Source organism: Hyalangium minutum, from assembly GCF_000737315.1.
Lineage (GTDB): Bacteria > Myxococcota > Myxococcia > Myxococcales > Myxococcaceae > Hyalangium > Hyalangium minutum.
Map to the genome: position 1 here is coordinate 782,076 of NZ_JMCB01000003.1, position 17,932 is coordinate 800,007.

The 17,932-nt window shown below is 68.8% G+C and carries 11 protein-coding genes; 6 read left to right on the forward strand and 5 right to left on the reverse strand.

The features are described 5' to 3' along the window. Positions 1-24 precede the first annotated feature (24 nt). The gene (locus DB31_RS09735) at positions 25-789 is read right to left on the reverse strand and encodes a hypothetical protein (RefSeq protein WP_157231899.1); all 765 of its coding nucleotides are present in this window, start codon (positions 787-789) and stop codon (positions 25-27) included. 73 nt (positions 790-862) lie between these two features. Here DB31_RS09735 and DB31_RS09740 point away from each other — a divergent pair, with 73 nt between their 5' ends. The 3 genes from DB31_RS09740 to DB31_RS09750 all read left to right on the forward strand — a co-directional run bounded on the left by DB31_RS09740 (position 863) and on the right by DB31_RS09750 (position 9,447). Beyond that, positions 863-6,286 (forward strand): alpha-2-macroglobulin family protein, encoded by a 5,424-nt coding sequence (locus tag DB31_RS09740; RefSeq protein ID WP_169787026.1) that lies wholly within the window; start codon positions 863-865, stop codon positions 6,284-6,286. A 76-nt stretch (positions 6,287-6,362) separates the two neighbouring features. Beyond that, on the forward strand, positions 6,363-8,678 hold the full coding sequence (locus DB31_RS09745) for a VIT and vWA domain-containing protein (protein ID WP_044185619.1): 2,316 nt from the start codon (positions 6,363-6,365) through the stop codon (positions 8,676-8,678). Between the two features lie 151 nt (positions 8,679-8,829). Beyond that, positions 8,830-9,447: a PilZ domain-containing protein gene (locus DB31_RS09750; protein ID WP_044185622.1), complete on the forward strand. Its 618-nt coding sequence runs from the start codon at positions 8,830-8,832 to the stop codon at positions 9,445-9,447. 9 nt (positions 9,448-9,456) lie between these two features. On the opposite strand, the gene DB31_RS48710 is transcribed toward DB31_RS09750, so the two are convergent. Genes DB31_RS48710 through DB31_RS09765 form a run of 4 tightly spaced genes read right to left on the reverse strand, consistent with a single transcriptional unit; the run spans position 9,457 to position 15,387 of the window. Further along, a complete protein-coding gene (locus DB31_RS48710; protein ID WP_157231901.1) occupies positions 9,457-9,612 on the reverse strand; it encodes a hypothetical protein in 156 nt (51 codons plus the stop codon). A gap of 47 nt (positions 9,613-9,659) precedes the next feature. After that, a complete protein-coding gene (locus DB31_RS09755; RefSeq protein WP_044185625.1) occupies positions 9,660-12,761 on the reverse strand; it encodes an efflux RND transporter permease subunit in 3,102 nt (1,033 codons plus the stop codon). Continuing rightward, positions 12,758-13,981: an efflux RND transporter periplasmic adaptor subunit gene (locus DB31_RS09760; RefSeq protein WP_044186191.1), complete on the reverse strand. Its 1,224-nt coding sequence runs from the start codon at positions 13,979-13,981 to the stop codon at positions 12,758-12,760. Before DB31_RS09760 ends, DB31_RS09755 begins: the two co-directional genes overlap by 4 nt. A gap of 14 nt (positions 13,982-13,995) precedes the next feature. Next, complete coding sequence (locus tag DB31_RS09765) at positions 13,996-15,387, reverse strand: TolC family protein (RefSeq protein ID WP_044185628.1); 1,392 nt, start codon at positions 15,385-15,387, stop codon at positions 13,996-13,998. Between the two features lie 229 nt (positions 15,388-15,616). On the opposite strand from DB31_RS09765, the gene DB31_RS44650 reads away from it, so the two are divergent. From DB31_RS44650 to DB31_RS09780, 3 genes are all read left to right on the forward strand, one after another. Further along, positions 15,617-16,042 carry a hypothetical protein gene (locus DB31_RS44650; RefSeq protein WP_052419836.1) on the forward strand — a complete coding sequence of 142 codons (426 nt, stop codon included), beginning with the start codon at positions 15,617-15,619 and terminating at the stop codon, positions 16,040-16,042. Between the two features lie 105 nt (positions 16,043-16,147). Beyond that, entirely contained in the window at positions 16,148-16,609 is a 462-nt protein-coding gene (locus DB31_RS09775) for a hypothetical protein (protein WP_044185631.1), read from the forward strand. Between the two features lie 347 nt (positions 16,610-16,956). Beyond that, on the forward strand, positions 16,957-17,913 hold the full coding sequence (locus DB31_RS09780) for an MBL fold metallo-hydrolase (RefSeq protein ID WP_083968098.1): 957 nt from the start codon (positions 16,957-16,959) through the stop codon (positions 17,911-17,913). Positions 17,914-17,932: the final 19 nt, after the last annotated feature.

The following is a 17,932-nucleotide window of genomic DNA, read 5'->3' on the forward strand; positions in this document are numbered from 1 at the left end:
CCGTGTCCCTCTCTTTCGAGCGGCTCAGCTCGCCTTCCGGGAGCGCCGCCACATCGCCACAGCCAGCCCCACCACCAGCGCCACGAGCACCAGGCCGCTGGCGATGTCCTTCCCCAGCGCGAAGGCCATGTCCCCCCCGAACGCGTCCGCGTCGATCGTGAGCGGGAGTCGCAGCGTGGAGATCACCTGATCGCCCACGCTCTGGGCCGCCGCCAGGTTCCGCTGGTGCGTGTTGATCGAGAGGATGTCGAGCGTGTCCTTCGAGGGAATCAGGTACACCACCGCGCTGGCCGTGTGCGCCCGGTCGTCCTCCTCGGGCAGCTCCGTCGTGTATTCCCACCGCACCACCGGGACGCCTCCCACCCGCTGGAGCGTGTACGGCTTCTCCGGGCTCGCCGCGTCCTTCACCGACGCGCCGAAGTCCTCGGTCAGCCGCTGGCGCGTACCCTCCAGGAAGCCCTGGATGTTCTGATCGTACATCTGGCCGATCCCGGACCTCTTGATGCTCGCCACCGTGAGGACGAACACGTTCTCAGCCTGTCTCACGATCACCAGCGCGCGGACACCCGGGTCTCCGCTGGCCGGATCCGCGGCGTCCTTCTTGGGGATCCCCGCACAGGCCTGTGGGTCGTACCGCTCCGCAGGCTTCAGGATGCACGAGGTCGCGTCCTTCACGGTAAAGTCCAGGGACAGCTGCGTCTCGGGATTGACCGTGACAGGCTCCGCGAGCGCCGCGGGGGCCGTGAGCGCCACGAGGAACGCCAAAAGAGGGGGGTTCAAGAGATTCATGCGTGCCCGATAGATTCTATTCGCGACTGATGCGTTGATGGTGCCACGCACGTTCCAAGCCCGGAGTTTCACCGTGTTCCACCCTGCCCGCCTCGCGGTTGTGCTCCTCCTGGCCCTGGGGCTCCTGGCCCCAGGCCCCGCCCAAGCCGCCGCCGTCCCCACGCCTACCGTCCCCCAGGCGGAGCAGTCCAGCTTTGACGCAGCGAATCGCTACCTCGCGGAGCAGTCCCTGGCGCGTGCCTGCGACGCCTTCAAGGACTTTCTCCGCAAACACCCCTCTTCCGCCCTGACCCAGGAAGCCAAGGTGAAGGGCGCCCGGGCCTGCTGGCTGGCGGGCAAGGACGGTTCGGCCGCGCAGCAGACCCTCCGGGCCGAGGGAGACTCCACCGGTCCCGTGGACCTGCCGCGCGCCTTCGCCAACGCCACCCTGGTCGAGCGCGGCGACACCTGGATGCCCAATGGCAAGGGTAACCGCGTCCTCGTCGCCCTGGATCAGCTCGAGGCCGTGGCACGCGGCTCCGGCGGCCGGTGGGCCAAGGAGGCCCGCGCGATCTTCTTCCGAATGGCGCTCCAGCAGATGGAGCAACAGCTCTACAACACCAAGAGCATCGAGGGGATCTGCGACCGCGTGCTCTCGATGGAGCCCTCCGCCAATGACCGTGCCCATGCCCTCTTCCTGAGGGCGCGCTCGTGGCACGCCACGGGCGACAAGGAGCGCCTCGCGCGCGCGGACCGGGAGCTGCTGGAGCTCGGCAAGGGCCAGACCGAGTTCGCCGATGACGCGCTCTTCCTGCTGGCCCAGCGCAAGGAGAGCACCCAGGAGTACCCGGCGGCGCTCGACCTCTATGCGCAGATCCGCTCGCGCTTCAATGGCACCACGAGCAACGTGTTCGATCAGGCGCGCGAGCGCAGCGAGAACATCCGGCGGCCTCAGCTCTCCGTCAGCACGCAGTACATCGAGCAGCCCGGCGTGAAGCCCTCGCTGCGAATCTCCTTCCGCAACATCGAGGAGGTGACGCTCACGCTGCACCGCGCCGATCCGCTCCAGCAGAGCGCGGAGAAGATCTTCGCCTCCGAGCCCATGGGCGCCCCTGGCGAAGTGGTGAAGCGCTGGACCCGGAAGCTCACCGCCCCCGCGCCCTACGCGCCCGCGTCGCTGGAGGAGCCCATCGAGGTACCCGGACCGGGCACCTGGATCGTGGAGGCCAAGGACGGAGAGCAGCGCGCGTCCGACTGGCTGCTCGTCACCCCGCTGGCCCTGGTCCTCAAGACCGCTCCCACCGAGGCCGCCGTCTTCGTGGCCGACGCAACGACGGGCGAGGCCACCCCGAACGCGGAGGTCGTGGTCTTCGTCTCCAGCTACGACAACCAGACGCGCCACACCCAGTTCCAGGGCCGCACGGACGAGACGGGCCTGGCCCGCATCCCCCTGAAGCACCGGGGCCAGCTGAGCGCGATCTCCGCCTGGGCTCGCTCGGGCGCAAACGCCGCCTTCGCCCGAGGCTGGGCCAGCGGCTACTCCACGAATGAGCAGCGCGATTGGCTCGCGTACGTGCTGCCGGATCGGCCGCTCTACAAGCCGGGCGAGACCGTGGGGGCCAAGCTCTTCCTGCGCAGCCGTGCGACGGGGGCCTCGACGCCAGTGGCGGGCAAGGCCGTGCGCGTGCGGGTCTACGACGCGCAGTCCCGCGAGGTGCTCTCGAAGGAGCTCACGACGAGCGCCTTCGGCACCGCCTCCTTCGAGCTCCCGCTGAAGAAGGACGCCACCCTGGGCCAGTGGCGCTTCTACGTGGAGAGCGCCGCGGGGGACTCCCTGTCCTTCCAGCAGTCGAACAGCGTCTTCCGCGTGGAGGAGTTCAAGCCCCCCGAGTTCCAGGTGTCCGTGGAGCCCGTGGGCAGCCCGGCTCCGGATCAGCCGATCAAAGTGAAGATCTCCGCCTCGCGCTACTCCGGAGGCCCTGTGGCCCATGCAACCGGCCGCGCCATCGTCACCGAGCAGGGCTACGCGCACGTCTGGGAGCGCTGGGAGGACGACGTGGAGGTGACCTGGGGTGGCTGGGACTCTGGTGACTATGACGAGGCGCCCTCCTACCGCCACCGCCGTCCCTGGCGGCCCACGTACCAGCAGACGACCCTCACCTTCAAGACGGGCGCGGACGGCAGCGCGGAGCTGGAACTGCCCAAGCCCCAGAACCCCGGCGATCGCAGCTATCAGGTGCAGGTGTTCATCACCGACGCCAGCCGCCGCGAGGTGACTGGCAGCGGCTCCATCAATGTGTCCTCCACCCCCGTCTTCGTCGACGCGCGCAGCGATCGTCTCCTCTACAAGCCCGGCGAATCCATCAAGGTGAAGCTCCGCGCCGAGGACGCCAACGGCCACCCCCAGTCTCCCTCGGTGGAGGTGCGGCTGCTGCGGATCGAGAAGGAGGGAGGCCTGAGCCGCATCCTCACGCGCACCGTGCAGCTCGCGAGCGGGCGCGGTGAGGCCGTGCTGGACGGTGATGCCGTGGGAGCCGCCCGCATCGAGGTTCGCCGCGCTGGAGCCCCGGACACCGATCCGCCCTACACCTCCACCGACGTGTGGCTCACGAGCGACGTGAAGCCCCTCACTCCTCCCAACCTGGGCTTCGCGCTCCTCACCGATCGCGCGCCGCTGGCGGTGGGAGGCACCGTCCGCGCGCTCGTGGTCAGTCCCACCAGCGGCGGGCACGTGCTCTTCACCGTCGAGGGGCACGGGCTGCACGCGGCGAAGGCGCTCCCGCTCACCGGCCGTGCTCGCTTCGTGGAGCTGCCGCTCACCGCCGCCATGACGCCCAACGCCTGGCTCCAGGTCTCCCGGTTCGAGCAGCGCAATTTCCTCCAGCAACAGGCCATGGTGAAGGTCTCCGGCACCGACAACGCACTCCAGGTGAACGTCTCCCACGCCTCGGAGGTGGTGGAGCCTGGTGATCCGCAGAAGGCCCGCATCGACGTGAAGGGCGCCCAGGGCGAGGTGGAGCTCATGGTCTCCTCCGTGGACGAGGCGCTCTTCGCCATCGAGCCGGACCGGGGCGATCTGCTCGCGCACTTCGGCCGGCGTCCGCAGCAGCAGTGGGTCACCACCGCGTACACCCAGAACCAGCGTTCGTTCCGACGCGTTGGCGACAAAGCGCAGCAGCCGCCTCCCGAGTCCGCGCCCAGGGACGAAGATGACCGCGCGGAAGAGAAGGCGTTCGCGCCCGCCCCCTCCGCCGCCCCCATCACGCAGGAGGCCCGCAGGACCGCGGACATGCTGGGCAGCGCAGGCCCTGCGAAGGAGGCCAGCAAGGCCAAGCGCGAGCTCGGCAGAGACAAAGACTCGGAGGGCCTTGCCGCCAAGCCCAGTGCCCCCGGTGGAGGAGGAGGCGAAGATCCGGTGCGGGTCCGGACGAACTTCAGCTCGTCCGCGGGGTGGTTCGCGCAGGTCCCCCTGAGCGGCCCGCGCAAGGAGCTGGAGCTGCGGGTGCCGGACTCACTCACCCGCTTCCGCACGCTCGTGGTGGCGATGAGCACGGGCGAGCAGATGGGCATGGGCAAGGCCAGCTTCCGCACCGAGAAGCCGCTCATGGTCCGCCTCCAGGCACCGCGCTTCTTCACCGAGCGGGACGAGGTGACGCTCTCCGCCCTCGTGTCCAGCCAACTCAAGGCCGCCACCACCGTGCGCGTCTCCCTTGACGCTCCCGGCTTCGAGCCCCTCGATCCCACCCAACGCACAGTCGAGGTGCCCGCCGGAGGGGATGCCCGGGTGGATGTCCGCTACCGCGTGGTGAAGCCCGGCGAGGTGAAGATCCAGGCCATCGCCCGAGGCGGTGGCGCGAAGGACGCCATGGAGCTCACGCTGCCCGTCGTCGTGCACGGCTCGGCTCAGCGCGCCGCGTTCTCCGGGCGGCTCTCGGACTCGGTGGAGCTCCAGATGAAGCTCCCCGAGCAGCGCAACGCCAGCGCCACCCGCTTCGAGCTCACCGTCTCCCCCACCCTCGTCTCGGTGATGATGGACGCACTGCCGTACCTGGCGCAGTACCCGTACGGCTGCGTGGAGCAGACGCTCTCGCGCTTCGTCCCCGCCGCCATCGCCGCGAAAACGGCACGTGAGCTGGGACTGCCCTCCTCCCGCGTGCCCGCGGACCTGGACGACATGGTCGACGCGGGCCTCAAGCGCCTCTACGGCTTCCAGCACGGCGACGGTGGCTGGGGCTGGTGGCAGTCCGATGCGACCAACCGGTGGATGACGGCCTACGTCATCTATGGCCTGTCGCTCGGCAAGGCCGCGGGTCTGCAGGTGGACCCCAACGTGGTGGCACGCGGCCGTGAGTACCTCAAGGACCACCTCGGCGCGGCGCTCCGGGATCCGGACGAGCACACCTGGATGGTCTTCGCGCTGGCCTCCACCGGTGGAGCGCCCAAGGCCGCGCTCGACAAGGCCTTCTCTCGCCGGAGCTCTCTCTCCAAGCGCAGCCGGGCCCTCCTGGCGCTGGCGCTGCTGGCCTCCAATGACAAGCGCGCCCGCATCGCCGTGGAGAACCTGGACGACATCCTCCAGGCCGCCAAGGACCGCCAGGATGCCTCCGTGGGCGAGGCCAACGACGCGTGGCAGACCTCCGAGGCCATCGAGGCCACCGCCTACACGCTCATGGCCCTCTACCGGTACGATCCCAACAGCCCATGGGTGAAGCCCCTCACCGACTTCCTCGTGCTGCGCCGCAACGGCGGAAAGTGGCGCACCACCCGGGATACGGCCTTCTCGCTCTACGCCCTGTCCGAGCTCGCCGTGCGAGAGAAGGCCGCGCAGTCCTCCGGCACCTTCATTGTCGAGGTGAACGGGCGCGAGGCCTCGCGCATCCGCTTCGGCTCCGGCGGCCTGGATCTGTCCGGCCCGGTGGTGCTGTCGGACGCGGCCTTCCAGCCCGGGATGAACACGGTGACGCTGAAGCGGGACGGCGCGCCGGTGACGGGCTACTACGCGGCCACCTTCGACGTGTACAACCGCGACGAGAACGTGAAGGGCGTGGGCGGAGACGTGAAGGTGGCCCGCACCTACACCCTGCTGGGCAAGCCCGCCGCGCCCTCCGAGCGCGTGAGCGCAGGCGCCGAGTACGGCATGCCGGTGGAGTCCGGCATCCGCGTCCGCGTGGACCTCGAGGTGAAGGCGAACAAGGCCATGGAGTTCCTCATGATCGAGGACCTGAAGGCCGCGGGCTTCGAGGCCGTGGCCCAGAAGAGCGGCCCGGAGGTCTGCGAGTACCGCTGCGCCCACGTGGAGCTGCGCTCGGATCGCGTGGCCTTCTTCCTGTCCCAGATCCCCGTCGGCGTGACGAAGCTCTCCTACGAGCTGCGCGCCGAGGTCCCGGGCCGCTTCCACGCCCTGCCCGCCCGCGTGGAGGCCATGTACGCTCCCGAGCTGCGCGCCACCTCCGACGAGATGCGGCTGGAGGTCCGCGACGCCCCCGAGCCCACCGAGAAGGGTGTCGCCCAGGAGTAGGCGCGGCTGTAGGTAGACCGCGCTGGAGTCTCGTGCGTTGAAGCAGTCCTCGGGTTCTCAGAGGAGACAAACCACCGTGTACGCCCCTCATCGTCTGTTGCTGCTCGCCGCCGTCCTGCTGCCGATGCTTGCCTCGGCCCAGGGCCTGCTGCTGCCCACCACGCCCAACGCGCGGCCCCTGGCCATCAAGACACAGCGCGTCACGGTGGAGATCCAGGACGGCACCGCCGTCACCCGCGTGGAGCAGACGTTCCAGAACGACAGCCCGTCGCAGCTGGAGGCCCACTACATCTTCCCACTGCCCAAGGGGGCCGCGCTCTCCGAGTTCTACCTGTGGGTCAACGGCAAGAAGACCAAGGGCGAGGTGCTGGAGAAGGAGAAGGCCACCACCATCTATGAGGGCATCGTCCGGCGGCTCGCGGATCCTGGGCTGCTCGAGTACGTGGACTCGGACGTGTTCCGCATGCGCGTCTTCCCGGTGCCCGCCCGGGGCGAGCAGAAGGTGGAGCTCGCCTTCAGCCAGGTGCTCAACTACTCCAGCGGCCTCTACCACTACCACTACCCGCTCGGGGCCACCGCCAAGGCGCAGCCCTCGGACTGGCGGCTCGTGGAGGGCAAGGCCACCCGCGACTTCACCTTCAGCGCCAAGGTGAACACGAAGACGCCGCTGCGCAGCATCTACTCGCCCACGCACCAGATGGACGTGTCCCGCCGGGGCGAGTCCTCCGCCATCGTCGGCCTGGAGCAGGTGGGCGGCGCGGATCTCTCCAAGGATCTGGACCTGTACTACTCGGTCTCGGACAAGGCGGTGGGCCTGTCGCTGCTGACCTACAAGCAAGGGGACGAGCCCGGCTACTTCATCGCGCTCATCGCCCCGAAGACGGAGGTGAGCCCCAACGAGATCGGCGCCAAGCGCGTCACCTTCGTCATCGACACCTCCGGCTCCATGCAGGGCGAGCGCATGAAGATCGCCAAGGATGCGCTCAAGTACTGCGTCACCCGGCTCAACCCCCAGGACACCTTCAACGTGGTGCGCTTCTCCACGGACGTGGAGCCGCTCTTCACCGCGCTCAAGCCCGCCAACAAGGAGAACATCCAGAAGGCCGTCTCCTTCGTGGATCAGATGGAGGCCTTGGGCGGCACCGCCATCGACGAGGCGCTGGTGCGCGGTCTCCAGGACAATGACGGCAAGTCCCCCAACCCGCACCTGCTCCTCTTCATCACCGATGGCCAGCCCACCATCGGCGAGACGGATGAGACCGTCATCGCCCAGCACGCCAAGGACGGCCGCAAGACGAAGACGCGCCTGTTCACCTTCGGCGTCGGCGAGGACCTGAACGCGCGCCTGCTGGACCGGCTCGCCGCCGAGGGCACCGGTACCTCGGACTTCGTCCGCGACGGCAAGGAGTTCGAGACGAAGGTCTCCGGCTTCTACGACAAGGTCAGCAACCCCGTGCTGGCGGACCTGGCGCTCGAGATGAGCTCCATCGACGCGTATGATCTCTACCCGCGCAAGCTGCCGGACCTGTTCAAGGGCACGCAGCTGGTGGTGATGGGCCGGTACCGCAAGTCAGGGGACGCCAAGGTGGTGCTCACCGGCTACGTGAACGGCGACAAGCGCACCTTCGAGTACGGCACCACCGCGCCGCGCGAGGCCACGCGCGACGACTTCATCCCCCGGCTGTGGGCCATCCGCAAGGTGGGCTTCCTGCTGGAGGAGATCCGCCTGCGCGGCGAGCGCCCCGAGCTGCGCGACGAGGTCATCACCCTGGGCAAGAAGTTCGGCATCGTGACGCCGTACACCAGCTACCTCGTGGTGGAGGACGAGCCCGTGGTGGCCAACCGCCCCCCGCCGCCGCCGGTCATGCGCCCGTGGGATGACCAACCGCCGCGCCCCGAGCCCCGTCCCATGAGGATGGAGGAGGCCTCGAAGGCGGCGGATGGTGACAGCTTCGACGATCTCTTCGGCAGCTCTCGGGGTGCCCGCGCGGGCGGGGCCGCGGCTCCCAGCGCCGCCGCACCTGCGCCCGCGGAGTCCATGACGGTGGCCGAGGGCAAGGGCGCCGTGGCCGTCTCTCGCGCCACGAAGAAGATGAAGGAGCAGGAGCGCGGACCGTCCGCGAGCGAGCCGGTGCGCGTGGCAGCGGGCCGCACGTACCTGTTCCGGGACGGGGGCTGGATCGACGCGGAGGCGCTCACCAACCCGGGCAAGCAGCTCAAGGTGAAGTTCCTGTCCAAGGCCTACTTCGAGCTGCTCCAGGTCCGGCCCGATCTCAAGGCGGCCTTCGCCCTGGGCGATCGGGTGGTGGTGGTGGTGGCCAAGGGCAAGAGCGTCATCGTCGGCCCCGAGGGCGAGCAGGAGCCGGACAAGATCCGCGCCTTCCTGAAGTAGTCCCTCTTCCGGGCCCCAGTCATCCTCCGGGTGAAACTGGGGCCCGGATCTGTCTCTCCCCTACCAGAGGCGTAGCGCCGAAAAGCTCCGGCCGTGGCAGAGTTGGGGTAGGACGAGGGGGTGGGGGTTGGCCCCCCCTTGGAGGTCGCCGATGGCGGAGAAGCGGCAGCACCGGCGGTTCAAGAAGCGCTACACGGTCCGGTTCGGCACGACAGATCTCTCGATGTCCGGCGTCACCGGGGACATCTCCAAGGGCGGAGCCTTCATCCTCACGCGCGACGTCATCCCGCTGGACACGCGGGTGCACCTGCAGGTGCAGCTGGACTCGACGAACTTCGTCCTGTTCGAGGGCATCGTGCAGCGGCACCGCAAGGTGCCTCCCGAGCTGCGACAGGTGGACCCCGGAGGCTTCGGGGTGCGCTTCCTCTACCCGGGCGAGGTGGTAGCGGACATCGTCAACAAGGACACCACCACCTTCGAGATGCACTACACCACCGTCGACCAGCTCCGAGCCGCCTACGAGCGGGAGCTGCGGATGGGCGGCGCGTTCATCTCCACGGACAAGCCGCTGCGCATCCAGGACAAGGTCCTCCTCTCCCTGTGCCTGGACTTCGCGGGAGCCACGGTAGAGCAGGAGGCCACGGTGGTGCACATCACCCTGCCCCAAGGCACCACCCGCGCCGGCGTCTCCGTCATGTTCACCGACAAGAAGGCGCTCGAGGCGAGCCTCAAGCCCCACCTGGAGCTCGAGTCCCTCCCCGAGAAGTAGCCGCGTGCCTCAGGGGGCCCGGCGGGCGGCCCAGAGGGCGAAGACGCCCAGCAGCGCGAACGGCACACCCGAAGCGGAGTTGCAGTCACAGCCGGGGCCAGGAGCGACATCGGCCCAGGCCGCGGTGGAGAGGACAAGGGAGGCGGTCAGGAGCAGTCTTTTCATGCCCCCAGCCTAGGCTTCATCTCCCCTTCACGGCCAGAGTGAGCGTGCTACCCCTCGGCGGTGGAAGGCTTCTCCTTGGGAGACTCCTCCACCTCCCGGAAGAAGCGCCGGCGGAACAGCTTCTCCTTATAGCGATCGGCCACCACGTAGAAGGCCGGCACCACCACGAGGCTCAGCAGCGTCGACACGGAGAGCCCTCCGAGCACCGCGATGGACATGGGCTGACGCGTCTCGCTGCCCGCGCCCAGCGCCAGCGCCGCGGGCACCGCCGCCATCATGGTGGCGATAGACGTCATCATGATGGGCCGCAGCCGCACCGGGCCCGCGCGCCGCATGGCCTCCACCGCGTCCGCGCCCTGCTCGCGCTGCTGCAGGGCGTAGTCCACCAGGATGATGGAGTTCTTCTTCACGATGCCCATGAGCAGCAGCAGGCCGATCATGGAGAAGATGTTGAGCGTGGCGCCGGTGATGCCCAGGGCAAACGCGGCGCCTGCCACGGACAGCGGGAGGATGGTGAGCACCGTCACCGGGTGCAGGAACGAGTTGAACTGCGAAGCGAGCACCATGTACGCCACGCCGATCCCGAGGAAGAGCGCGAACAGCAGGCTGCCCATGGACTCGCGGAAGGCGACGCTGGCGCCTCCGAGCACCACGCGGGTGCCTCCGGGCATCTCCTTGGCGGCCTTCTCCACGAAGGCAATGGCCTCCTGCTGGCTGGAGTTCGGAGCCACGTTGGCGAAGATGCTGATGGCGCGCTCGCGCTCGCGGCGGGTGATGGCCTGCAGCGCCGGGCGCTCTTCCTGCTGCACGAGCGAGGACAGCGGAACCAGTGCACCGCTGGCGGTGCGGACCTTGAGGGCCGCGAGATCCTCGGGCCGCGAGCGCTGATCGGCCAGGAGCCGCAGCCGCACGTCGATGCGCCGCCCACCGGCGTTGTACTTGCCCACGCGCACCCCGCCCACCAGGGAGTTGATGGTGGCAGCCACGGCCTCGATGGAGACGCCCAGGTCCGCCGCTCGGGCGCGATCCGGGAGGATGCGCAGCTCCGGCATGCCGAGCTGGTAGTCCGTGTCCACGTCCACCACCTTGCCGCTGGCTTGGAGCTTCTCGCGCATCTCGTGGCTGGCCTCGACGAGCTTGTCCCAGTCCGAGCCGCGCACGCTGAACTCCACGGGGAAGCCGCGCTGCGCGGTGAAGCCGCTCTGCGACAGGTCCTGCACCACGGCGCGCAGGCCGGGGTACGAGTTGAGTTCCTTGCGGACGATCTGCTGGAGCTCGGCCTGAGGCATGCGCTGATCCGGAGGCACCAGGGTCACCATCAGGTTGCCCGTGTTCACGCCCGATCCACCCATGCCGCCCACCACCGCGAACACGCGCGTCACCTCGGGCCGGGTGGCGAGGTAGTTCTCAGCCTTCTGGAAGAGCTGGTTCGTCTCCTCCAGGCTGCTGCCCACGGCCGTCTGCAGGCGGATCATCAACCGGCTCTGATCCTGCGAGGGGACGAACTCGCTCTGGAGCGCCTGGAAGACGAACACCGAGCCGGCCAGCACCACCACCGAGGCCAGCAGCACCCAGCCCGGCCGCTTCAGCGTCTTATCCAGCACGCGCGCGTAGAGCCCCTCGAGCTTCTCGAAGCCGCGATCCACGGCCTGCCCTACCCGTCCGCGGTGCTCGCGCGAGGCCTTGAGCAGCTGCGCGCAGCGCGCGGGGGCCAGGGTGATGGCCTCCAGGTAGGACAGCAGTACGGCCACGCAGAGAGTGACGCCGAACTGGAGAAAGAACTTGCCGACGATCCCCTTCATGAAGATGACGGGGATGAAGATGGCCACCACGGCGAGCGTGGCCGCCAGGGCCGCGAAGGTGATCTCCGAGGTGCCCTCGCGCGCTGCGCGCACCCGGTCCTTCCCCATCTCCGCGTGCCGGTAGATGTTCTCCAGCACCATGATGGCGTCGTCCACGACGATGCCCACCGCGAGCGCCAGTCCCAGCAGGGTGAAGGTGTTCAGCGTGAAGCCCAGGAAGTAGATGACGGCCACCGTGCCCAGCAGCGACATGGGGATGGCCAGCACCACGTTGAGCGTGCTGGACAGTGAGCCCAGGAACATCCAGCACACCAGCGCCGTCAGCAGGCACGCCAGCAGCAGCTCGAACTCGATCTCATGGACGCTCTCCTCGATGAAGCGCGTGGAGTCGAAGTTGATGCCCAGCTGCATGCCCTCGGGCAGCTCCTTGCGCAGCTCGTCCAGTGCGGCGTGGACGCCCGCGGCCACGGCAACAGCGTTGGCGCCACGCTGCTTGCGGATGCCCATGCCCTGGGCGGGGTTGCCATCCACGCGGGACAGGCGGCGCACGTCCGCGAAGCCGTCCTCCACCAGCGCCACATCGTGCAGGTAGACGGTGGCCCCGTCCTGTTGCCGGACGATGATGTCGCGCAGCGTCTCCAGGTTGAGCGCCTCGCCCATGACGCGGACGTTGACCTCACGGCCCTCGGTCTCGATGCGGCCCGCGGGCAGCTCCACGTGCTCGCGGTTCAGCGCGGCGATGACCTCCGTGACGGTGAGCCCACGGGCATCCAGCTTCTGGGAGTCCACCCAGATGCGCACGTTGCGCTCGAGCGAGCCGCCCAACGTCACCTCGCCCACGCCCTCCACCGTCTGCAGCTTCTCCTTCACGCGGTAGTTGGCGTAGTCGCTCAACATCTGCGGCGAGTAGGGACCGGACAGCCCCAGCCACATGATGGGCTGGTCCTCCGGGTTCGTCTTGGAGACGACCGGCGGATCCACGTCATTGGGGAGCCGCCGCTGCGCTTGGCTCACCTTCGTCGTCACGTCCTGGAGCGCCAGATCCACGTTGCGCGAGAGGTCCAGTTCCACGGTGATGGAGCCGCTGCCCTGGCGGGCGGTGGAGGTGAGGGACTTGACGCCCTCCACCTGCATCACCGCTTCCTCGATGGGCTCCACCACGTCGCTCTCGATGGACTCGGGAGAGGCACCCTCCCACGTCACGGAGATGTTGATGGTGGGGAAGTCCACGTCCGGAAACTGGCTGATGCCGATGCGATGCGCCGCCACCAGTCCGAAGACGATGGTGGCCGCCATCAACATCCACGCGAAGACAGGCTTCTTGATGCAGGCTTCGGTGATGCTCATTGTCCGGCGCCTCCACTCTTGCCGCCATCCGTGGGCCGGCGGGGCTCGCCGGTGAGCGCGGGCTTCGCGCCCTCGGCCACGCGAACCACGGCACCGTCCTTCAGCGCCTCCGCGCCGCGCACCACGAGCTGCTCACCCGGCTTGAGGCCCTCGCGCACCTCCACGAGGCCATCCGCCGTGCGCAACCCCAGCTCCAGCACCCGCTCCCGCGCCCGGCCATCCTCCACCACATAGGCCAGGAAGCCGCGCTCGCTGGGGCGCACCGCTGTCTGGGGCACCACGGGCGCGCCCTTGGACGTGTCCACGGGCACACTCACCGAGGCGAAGGCCCCGGGCCGCAGCGCGTCGGCCTCCTCCTTGGACACCTCCGCGGTCACCGCCACCATGCGGCTCTGATCGTCCGCCGCAGCTGCCACGTGGGTGATCTTCGAACTGTATGTGCGGCTGTCCGATCGCACCGTGAATCGCGCCGTCATGCCCGGCTTGATGCGCCCCACATCCGCCTCGGGCACGCGGAAGCGCACGAGCAACGGATCTCGGCGCAGCAGCGTGGCCAGCACATAGCCCGGCTGCACGTACTGGCCCGTCTGGATGGTGCGCGTCTGCAGCACGCCCTCCATGGGAGCGCGCACGTACGCGTCCCGCAGGTTCAGCTGGGCCTGATCCCGCGCCGCCTTCGCCGCGCTCACCTCGGCCGCCGCCGTGCGAGCCCGCGTCTGGAAGGTCTCCAACTCCTCCGCGGGCAGCAGGCCCGGGCGCTGCTCGTTCACCGCAGCCCGGCGCTGAGCCCCCGCCTGGGCCTCCGAGGCCGTGGCCTGCGCCTTCTCCAGGGCCGCCTTCGCCGAGTCCACCGCGAGGCTGTAGCGGGTGGGCTCGATCTCCGCCAGCACGTCGCCCTTCTTCACCACCTGCCCCTCGCTGAAGGCCACGCGCTCGACCACGCCCGCCACCCGCGCGGTGATCTGGACCTGCTCGAAGGCCTCCACGGAGCCCACGGCGCCGACGACGTACTCCACGTCCCGGATCGCCACGGGCGCCAGCTCCACGGGGAACTGCATCGCGCCACGGCCGCCGCCACCTCCGCCGCCACCGCCTTTGCCTCCCCCGCCACCTCCGGCCTTGCCCGAAGGAGGACCTCCCGCTGGGGCGCCCTCGCCCTCCTTCTTGCCGCAGCCGGTGCCCAGGGCCACCACCACGGCCACCGCGGCCACCAGTCCCATCCCTCGCTTCACGATCACGGCTCCTTCCCCAGAGGATCGAGTCCCAACGCGGCGCGCAAATCCAACAGCGCCACACCCAGGGTGTAGCGGGCCTGGGCCATGGCCACCTCCGCCTCGAACAGGCGCAGCGAGGCGTCCGCGACCGCCAGGGCCGTGGACAGTCCTTGCCTATAAAGGATCCCTGTCTCTTCCGCGTTCCTTCGCGCTTGGGAGGCAGCCAGCTCGCTCTGCCGCAGGGCAGCCTGGGCGTTGCTGAGCTGCACCTGGGCGCGCTGCAGATCCACGCCCACGCGGCGGGTACGGGCGGTGGCCTCCAGCTCCAAGGCCTGAGCCAGCGCCACGCGCTCACGGCGGTCGGCGTAGCGCTCGCCCCCATCGAAGAGGTTCCACGTCAGATCGAGCGCCAGGAACCCATCGCCCCGGCGCCCAGCGAGGCCCGTCTCGTTGGTGAGGCGGTACTGCCCGCTCAGCCCGAGCGTGGGGAACAAGCGGGCCAAGGGCTCACGGGCGTAGGCTTCCTGGGCCTCCACCTTGAGCTTCGCGGAGAGAATGTCGAGGCGCCGCGCCTGAGCCTCCTGCTCCAGCCCCGCGGGCTGGCCGGTCATCCCCGCCGCCTGGGCCAGCAGCGGCTCCGGCAAGGCCAGCGCTCCTTCCACGGGAGAAACGAGGAGGTAGCCCAGCTCGATGCGGCTCGTATCAGCGGAGCCTCGGGCCGAGGCCAGCTGCACCTCGGCGGTGGAGACCTCGAGCTCGGCACGGGTCACGTCGTTGGTGCTGGCGAGCCCCGCCTCGGCGCGGGCCTTGGCGTCCTGCAGGCTCTGGCGTGCGAACTCGAGCCGCCGCTTGGCGGCCTCGTAGACCTGCTGATTGCCCAGCGTGGAGAGGAAGGCATCCGCGGCCTCGAAGCCCACCAGCCGGCGAGCCTCCCGGGCATCCAGCTCGGCCGCCTCGCCCTCCAGCCGGGCCTGCCGGTAGAGAGGAAAGCCGCGAGCATCGAGCAGCGACACCCGCGCGGTGGCCGTGGCACCAAGCGCATTGAACGCCTGGACCACCACCTGCTCGCCACCGACTTCACGCACCGTCTGGTTCAGGCGGCGGGTATAGGTGCCGACCACGGTCAGCTCGGGGAAGAAGAAGGCCCGGGCCCGAGCCACCCGCGCGTCTGCGGCCTCGGCGCGGCGCTGGGCCGCCAGCGCCGTCTCATTGCGCTCGGTGGCGAGCGACACGGCGCGCTCCAAGGTGAGGGGCTCTCCGGAGGCCTCTTCCAGGGGGCGCGCTCCGGACTCGGGGTTCCGCGGCGTCTGGGTCGTCTCCGCGGTGTCAGGGGTCTGCGCTGCTGCCTCTTGCGCGCTCGAGGCGAGCCACGCGCACAGCAGGGCGGCGAGGGAGGGTCGAGCAATCAACATGAACAGTGGAGAAGAACACTCTGCGCGGAAGGCGTTTCCAGACGCCTATATACGGAGCCTGGAGGGCAGGACCATGGACTTCGCCCGGAATCCCCCAGGGGCGCGTTTATTCCTGTCCCCCCAGTTCAACAGCAGCGGCCAGCGTCACTGTTCACTGTTCCATCGACAAGGCCGGGCCGCCGCCACCATAATCATTGCCCCTAATACCTACTAACCCCCGAGGTTTTGCATGAGCGACGCACCGGATGTGGAGCAGCTCGACGCCCCCCCGCCGATCTCCGCGGAGCTGCGCGCGAAGATCCTCTCGGATCCGAACGTGGCGAAGATCGCCGCGGAGCTCGAGATGGATCTCGACGAGTTCGTGAACACCGTTGGCTACTACCTGAACAACCCGGGCGTGGAGCCCGCCTTCCTCGTCGTCAGCGACGAGAACCTGAGGAAGATGGGGGTCAATCCGCCGACCGCCGAGGCCATCGAGGCCAACGTGCGCGCCAGCGTCGAGGCCATCAAGGCCGGCCAGGCCCCGAGCGGCTTTGACGAGCCGCGTAAGAAGGCCGTGGAGCTGACTGCTCCGGCGGGCAAGCCCGTGCAGGCCAATCCTGATCCGGAGCTCGAGGACACGGTGAAGCAGGGGCGCAACCCGCTAAAGCCTTGATCTGACAGGGCAGCTAAAAATTCGTATTTCCGCACGCACCTTTTCGTAGCTGCCCCCGATAACTCATTCAAAGCAGCACTTCATCCTTCCAAAAGAGAGTTAGCCATGGGCAAGGTCGTCAAGGGCATCGGCAATGCGTTCAAGAAGGTCGGCGAGTTCGCGAAGAAGGCGGTCGGTTTCGCGAACGGGATCCTGAATGGTCCCCTCGGCAAGATCGCTTCGTTCATCCCGGGCGTTGGGCCCTTCATCGCGGGCGCCGCGAAGGTCGTCGGCATCGCGAACGGCGTTCTGAACGGTGGCGGCCTCAAGGGCATCATCGGCGGCCTCGTGGGCAACCTCGGTGGCGGCCTCCTGGGCCAGGCTGGCTCGCTCCTGAGCAAGACGGGCCTCGGCTCCGTCATCGGCCTGGGCTCGCAGGCGGGCAGCTCGGGCGGCATCCTGGACGTGGTCAAGGGCCTGATGGGCTCGCGCCAGGGCGACACGTCGCCTGCCGCGCAGGGCGACCGCTACAACCTGGGTCAGTTCGCGGCCTTCAAGATCGCCGACCTGATGCGCGCTGGTAACTGATGCTCCCCATGGGCGCTGGCGAGGGACTCTGAACCCGCGCCCGTGGAAGTTCACCTGAAGCACCCCGGCTCCGCTTGGGAAATCACTCAACCGAGTGATCTCTCAGGCGGAGTCCGCGTTTTGGGGTCACGTGACCCAGCAGGTTTCTTCATGGACCGGATCGCGCTGCTCCAGGGCGGCTCGCTCGCTCCATTCCTGATCGCGCCAGAACGGTGCGCCGCCTCGCATCCTCGCAGGTGACGCTGCCTCATTCCGGTGCGTTACGGGTTGGCACTCCTCATGCCTTTGACTCGTCGCGTCAGGCGCTCGGCCGGAGCGCGCTGACCACCTGAGGAGTCACTACCGTCATGGAGGTCCAGTTTTTCGGAGTCCGAGGCAGCATCGCTGTCTCAGGCTCACGCATTGGCGGCAACACCGCCTGCGTCGAAGTCACCAGTCAGGGTCACCGCCTCATCCTGGATGCTGGCACCGGCATCCGCGCGCTCGGCGAGCAATGGATGCGCGAGGGCCGCAATCCCAGAGCCACCCTCTTCTTCTCCCACTTCCACTGGGATCACGTGCAGGGCTTCCCCTTCTTCACGCCCGCGTACAAGCCTGGCACGGAGCTCACGCTCTACGGCCCGGGGCCCACGGGAGCGCTGGACGCCCAGCGGGTGCTCGCCCAGCAGATGGAGCCACCTCATTTCCCAGTGAGGCTGTCCGCCATGCACTCGAAGATGACGTTCGCCTCGGCGAGGCACGGCCGCCCCATCCCAGTCGGCCCGTTCCTCGTCACGCCCTTCGAGGTGCCACACCCGCAGGGCTGCCTGGCCTACCGCATCGAGGCCGACGGCCACGTCTTCGTCTACGCCACGGATGTCGAGCTCTCCGCCGCCTCGCTCCCGTGGGAGGTGGCACGGTACCTCGAGGGCGCCGACGTGCTGTGCCTCGACGCCCAGTACACCCCGGACGAGTACGAGGGCCGCATCGGCATTCCGAAGAAAGGCTGGGGCCACTCGACCATGGTGGACGCGGCGCAGGTGGCCAAGGCCGTGGGCGCGCGGCGGCTGCTGCTCTTCCACCATGAGCCCTCGCACAGCGACAGCATGGTGGAGCGCATGGCGCAGGAGGCCTGCAACACCTTCGCGGCCTCGGAGCCCGCGCGCGAGGGCCAGCGCATCTTCCTCGGGCCGAGCTCCCCCTCGCCTGTCAAGAAAGCAGACTTCCAGGCCAGCCCAGATGTTCCGGAATGGCGCGTACGTCCTGATCCAGAGCGATCCACTCTGGTGCACTGGGACGGTGCAACCCCACTCCGCCCCTCGTGATTTCAACCGCTTAGCTTCT

What these genes read in the sequence shown, in the direction of transcription:
- DB31_RS09735 (WP_157231899.1), bottom strand. Translation starts at nt 789, where the DNA reads ATGAATCTCTTGAACCCCCCTCTTTTGGCGTTCCTCGTGGCGCTCACG.
- DB31_RS09755 (WP_044185625.1), bottom strand. Translation starts at nt 12,761, where the DNA reads ATGAGCATCACCGAAGCCTGCATCAAGAAGCCTGTCTTCGCGTGGATG.
- DB31_RS44650 (WP_052419836.1), top strand. Translation starts at nt 15,617, where the DNA reads ATGAGCGACGCACCGGATGTGGAGCAGCTCGACGCCCCCCCGCCGATC.
- DB31_RS09760 (WP_044186191.1), bottom strand. Translation starts at nt 13,981, where the DNA reads ATGGGACTGGTGGCCGCGGTGGCCGTGGTGGTGGCCCTGGGCACCGGC.
- DB31_RS09750 (WP_044185622.1), top strand. Translation starts at nt 8,830, where the DNA reads ATGGCGGAGAAGCGGCAGCACCGGCGGTTCAAGAAGCGCTACACGGTC.
- DB31_RS09775 (WP_044185631.1), top strand. Translation starts at nt 16,148, where the DNA reads ATGGGCAAGGTCGTCAAGGGCATCGGCAATGCGTTCAAGAAGGTCGGC.
- DB31_RS09780 (WP_083968098.1), top strand. Translation starts at nt 16,957, where the DNA reads ATGGAGGTCCAGTTTTTCGGAGTCCGAGGCAGCATCGCTGTCTCAGGC.
- DB31_RS09765 (WP_044185628.1), bottom strand. Translation starts at nt 15,387, where the DNA reads ATGTTGATTGCTCGACCCTCCCTCGCCGCCCTGCTGTGCGCGTGGCTC.
- DB31_RS48710 (WP_157231901.1), bottom strand. Translation starts at nt 9,612, where the DNA reads ATGAAAAGACTGCTCCTGACCGCCTCCCTTGTCCTCTCCACCGCGGCC.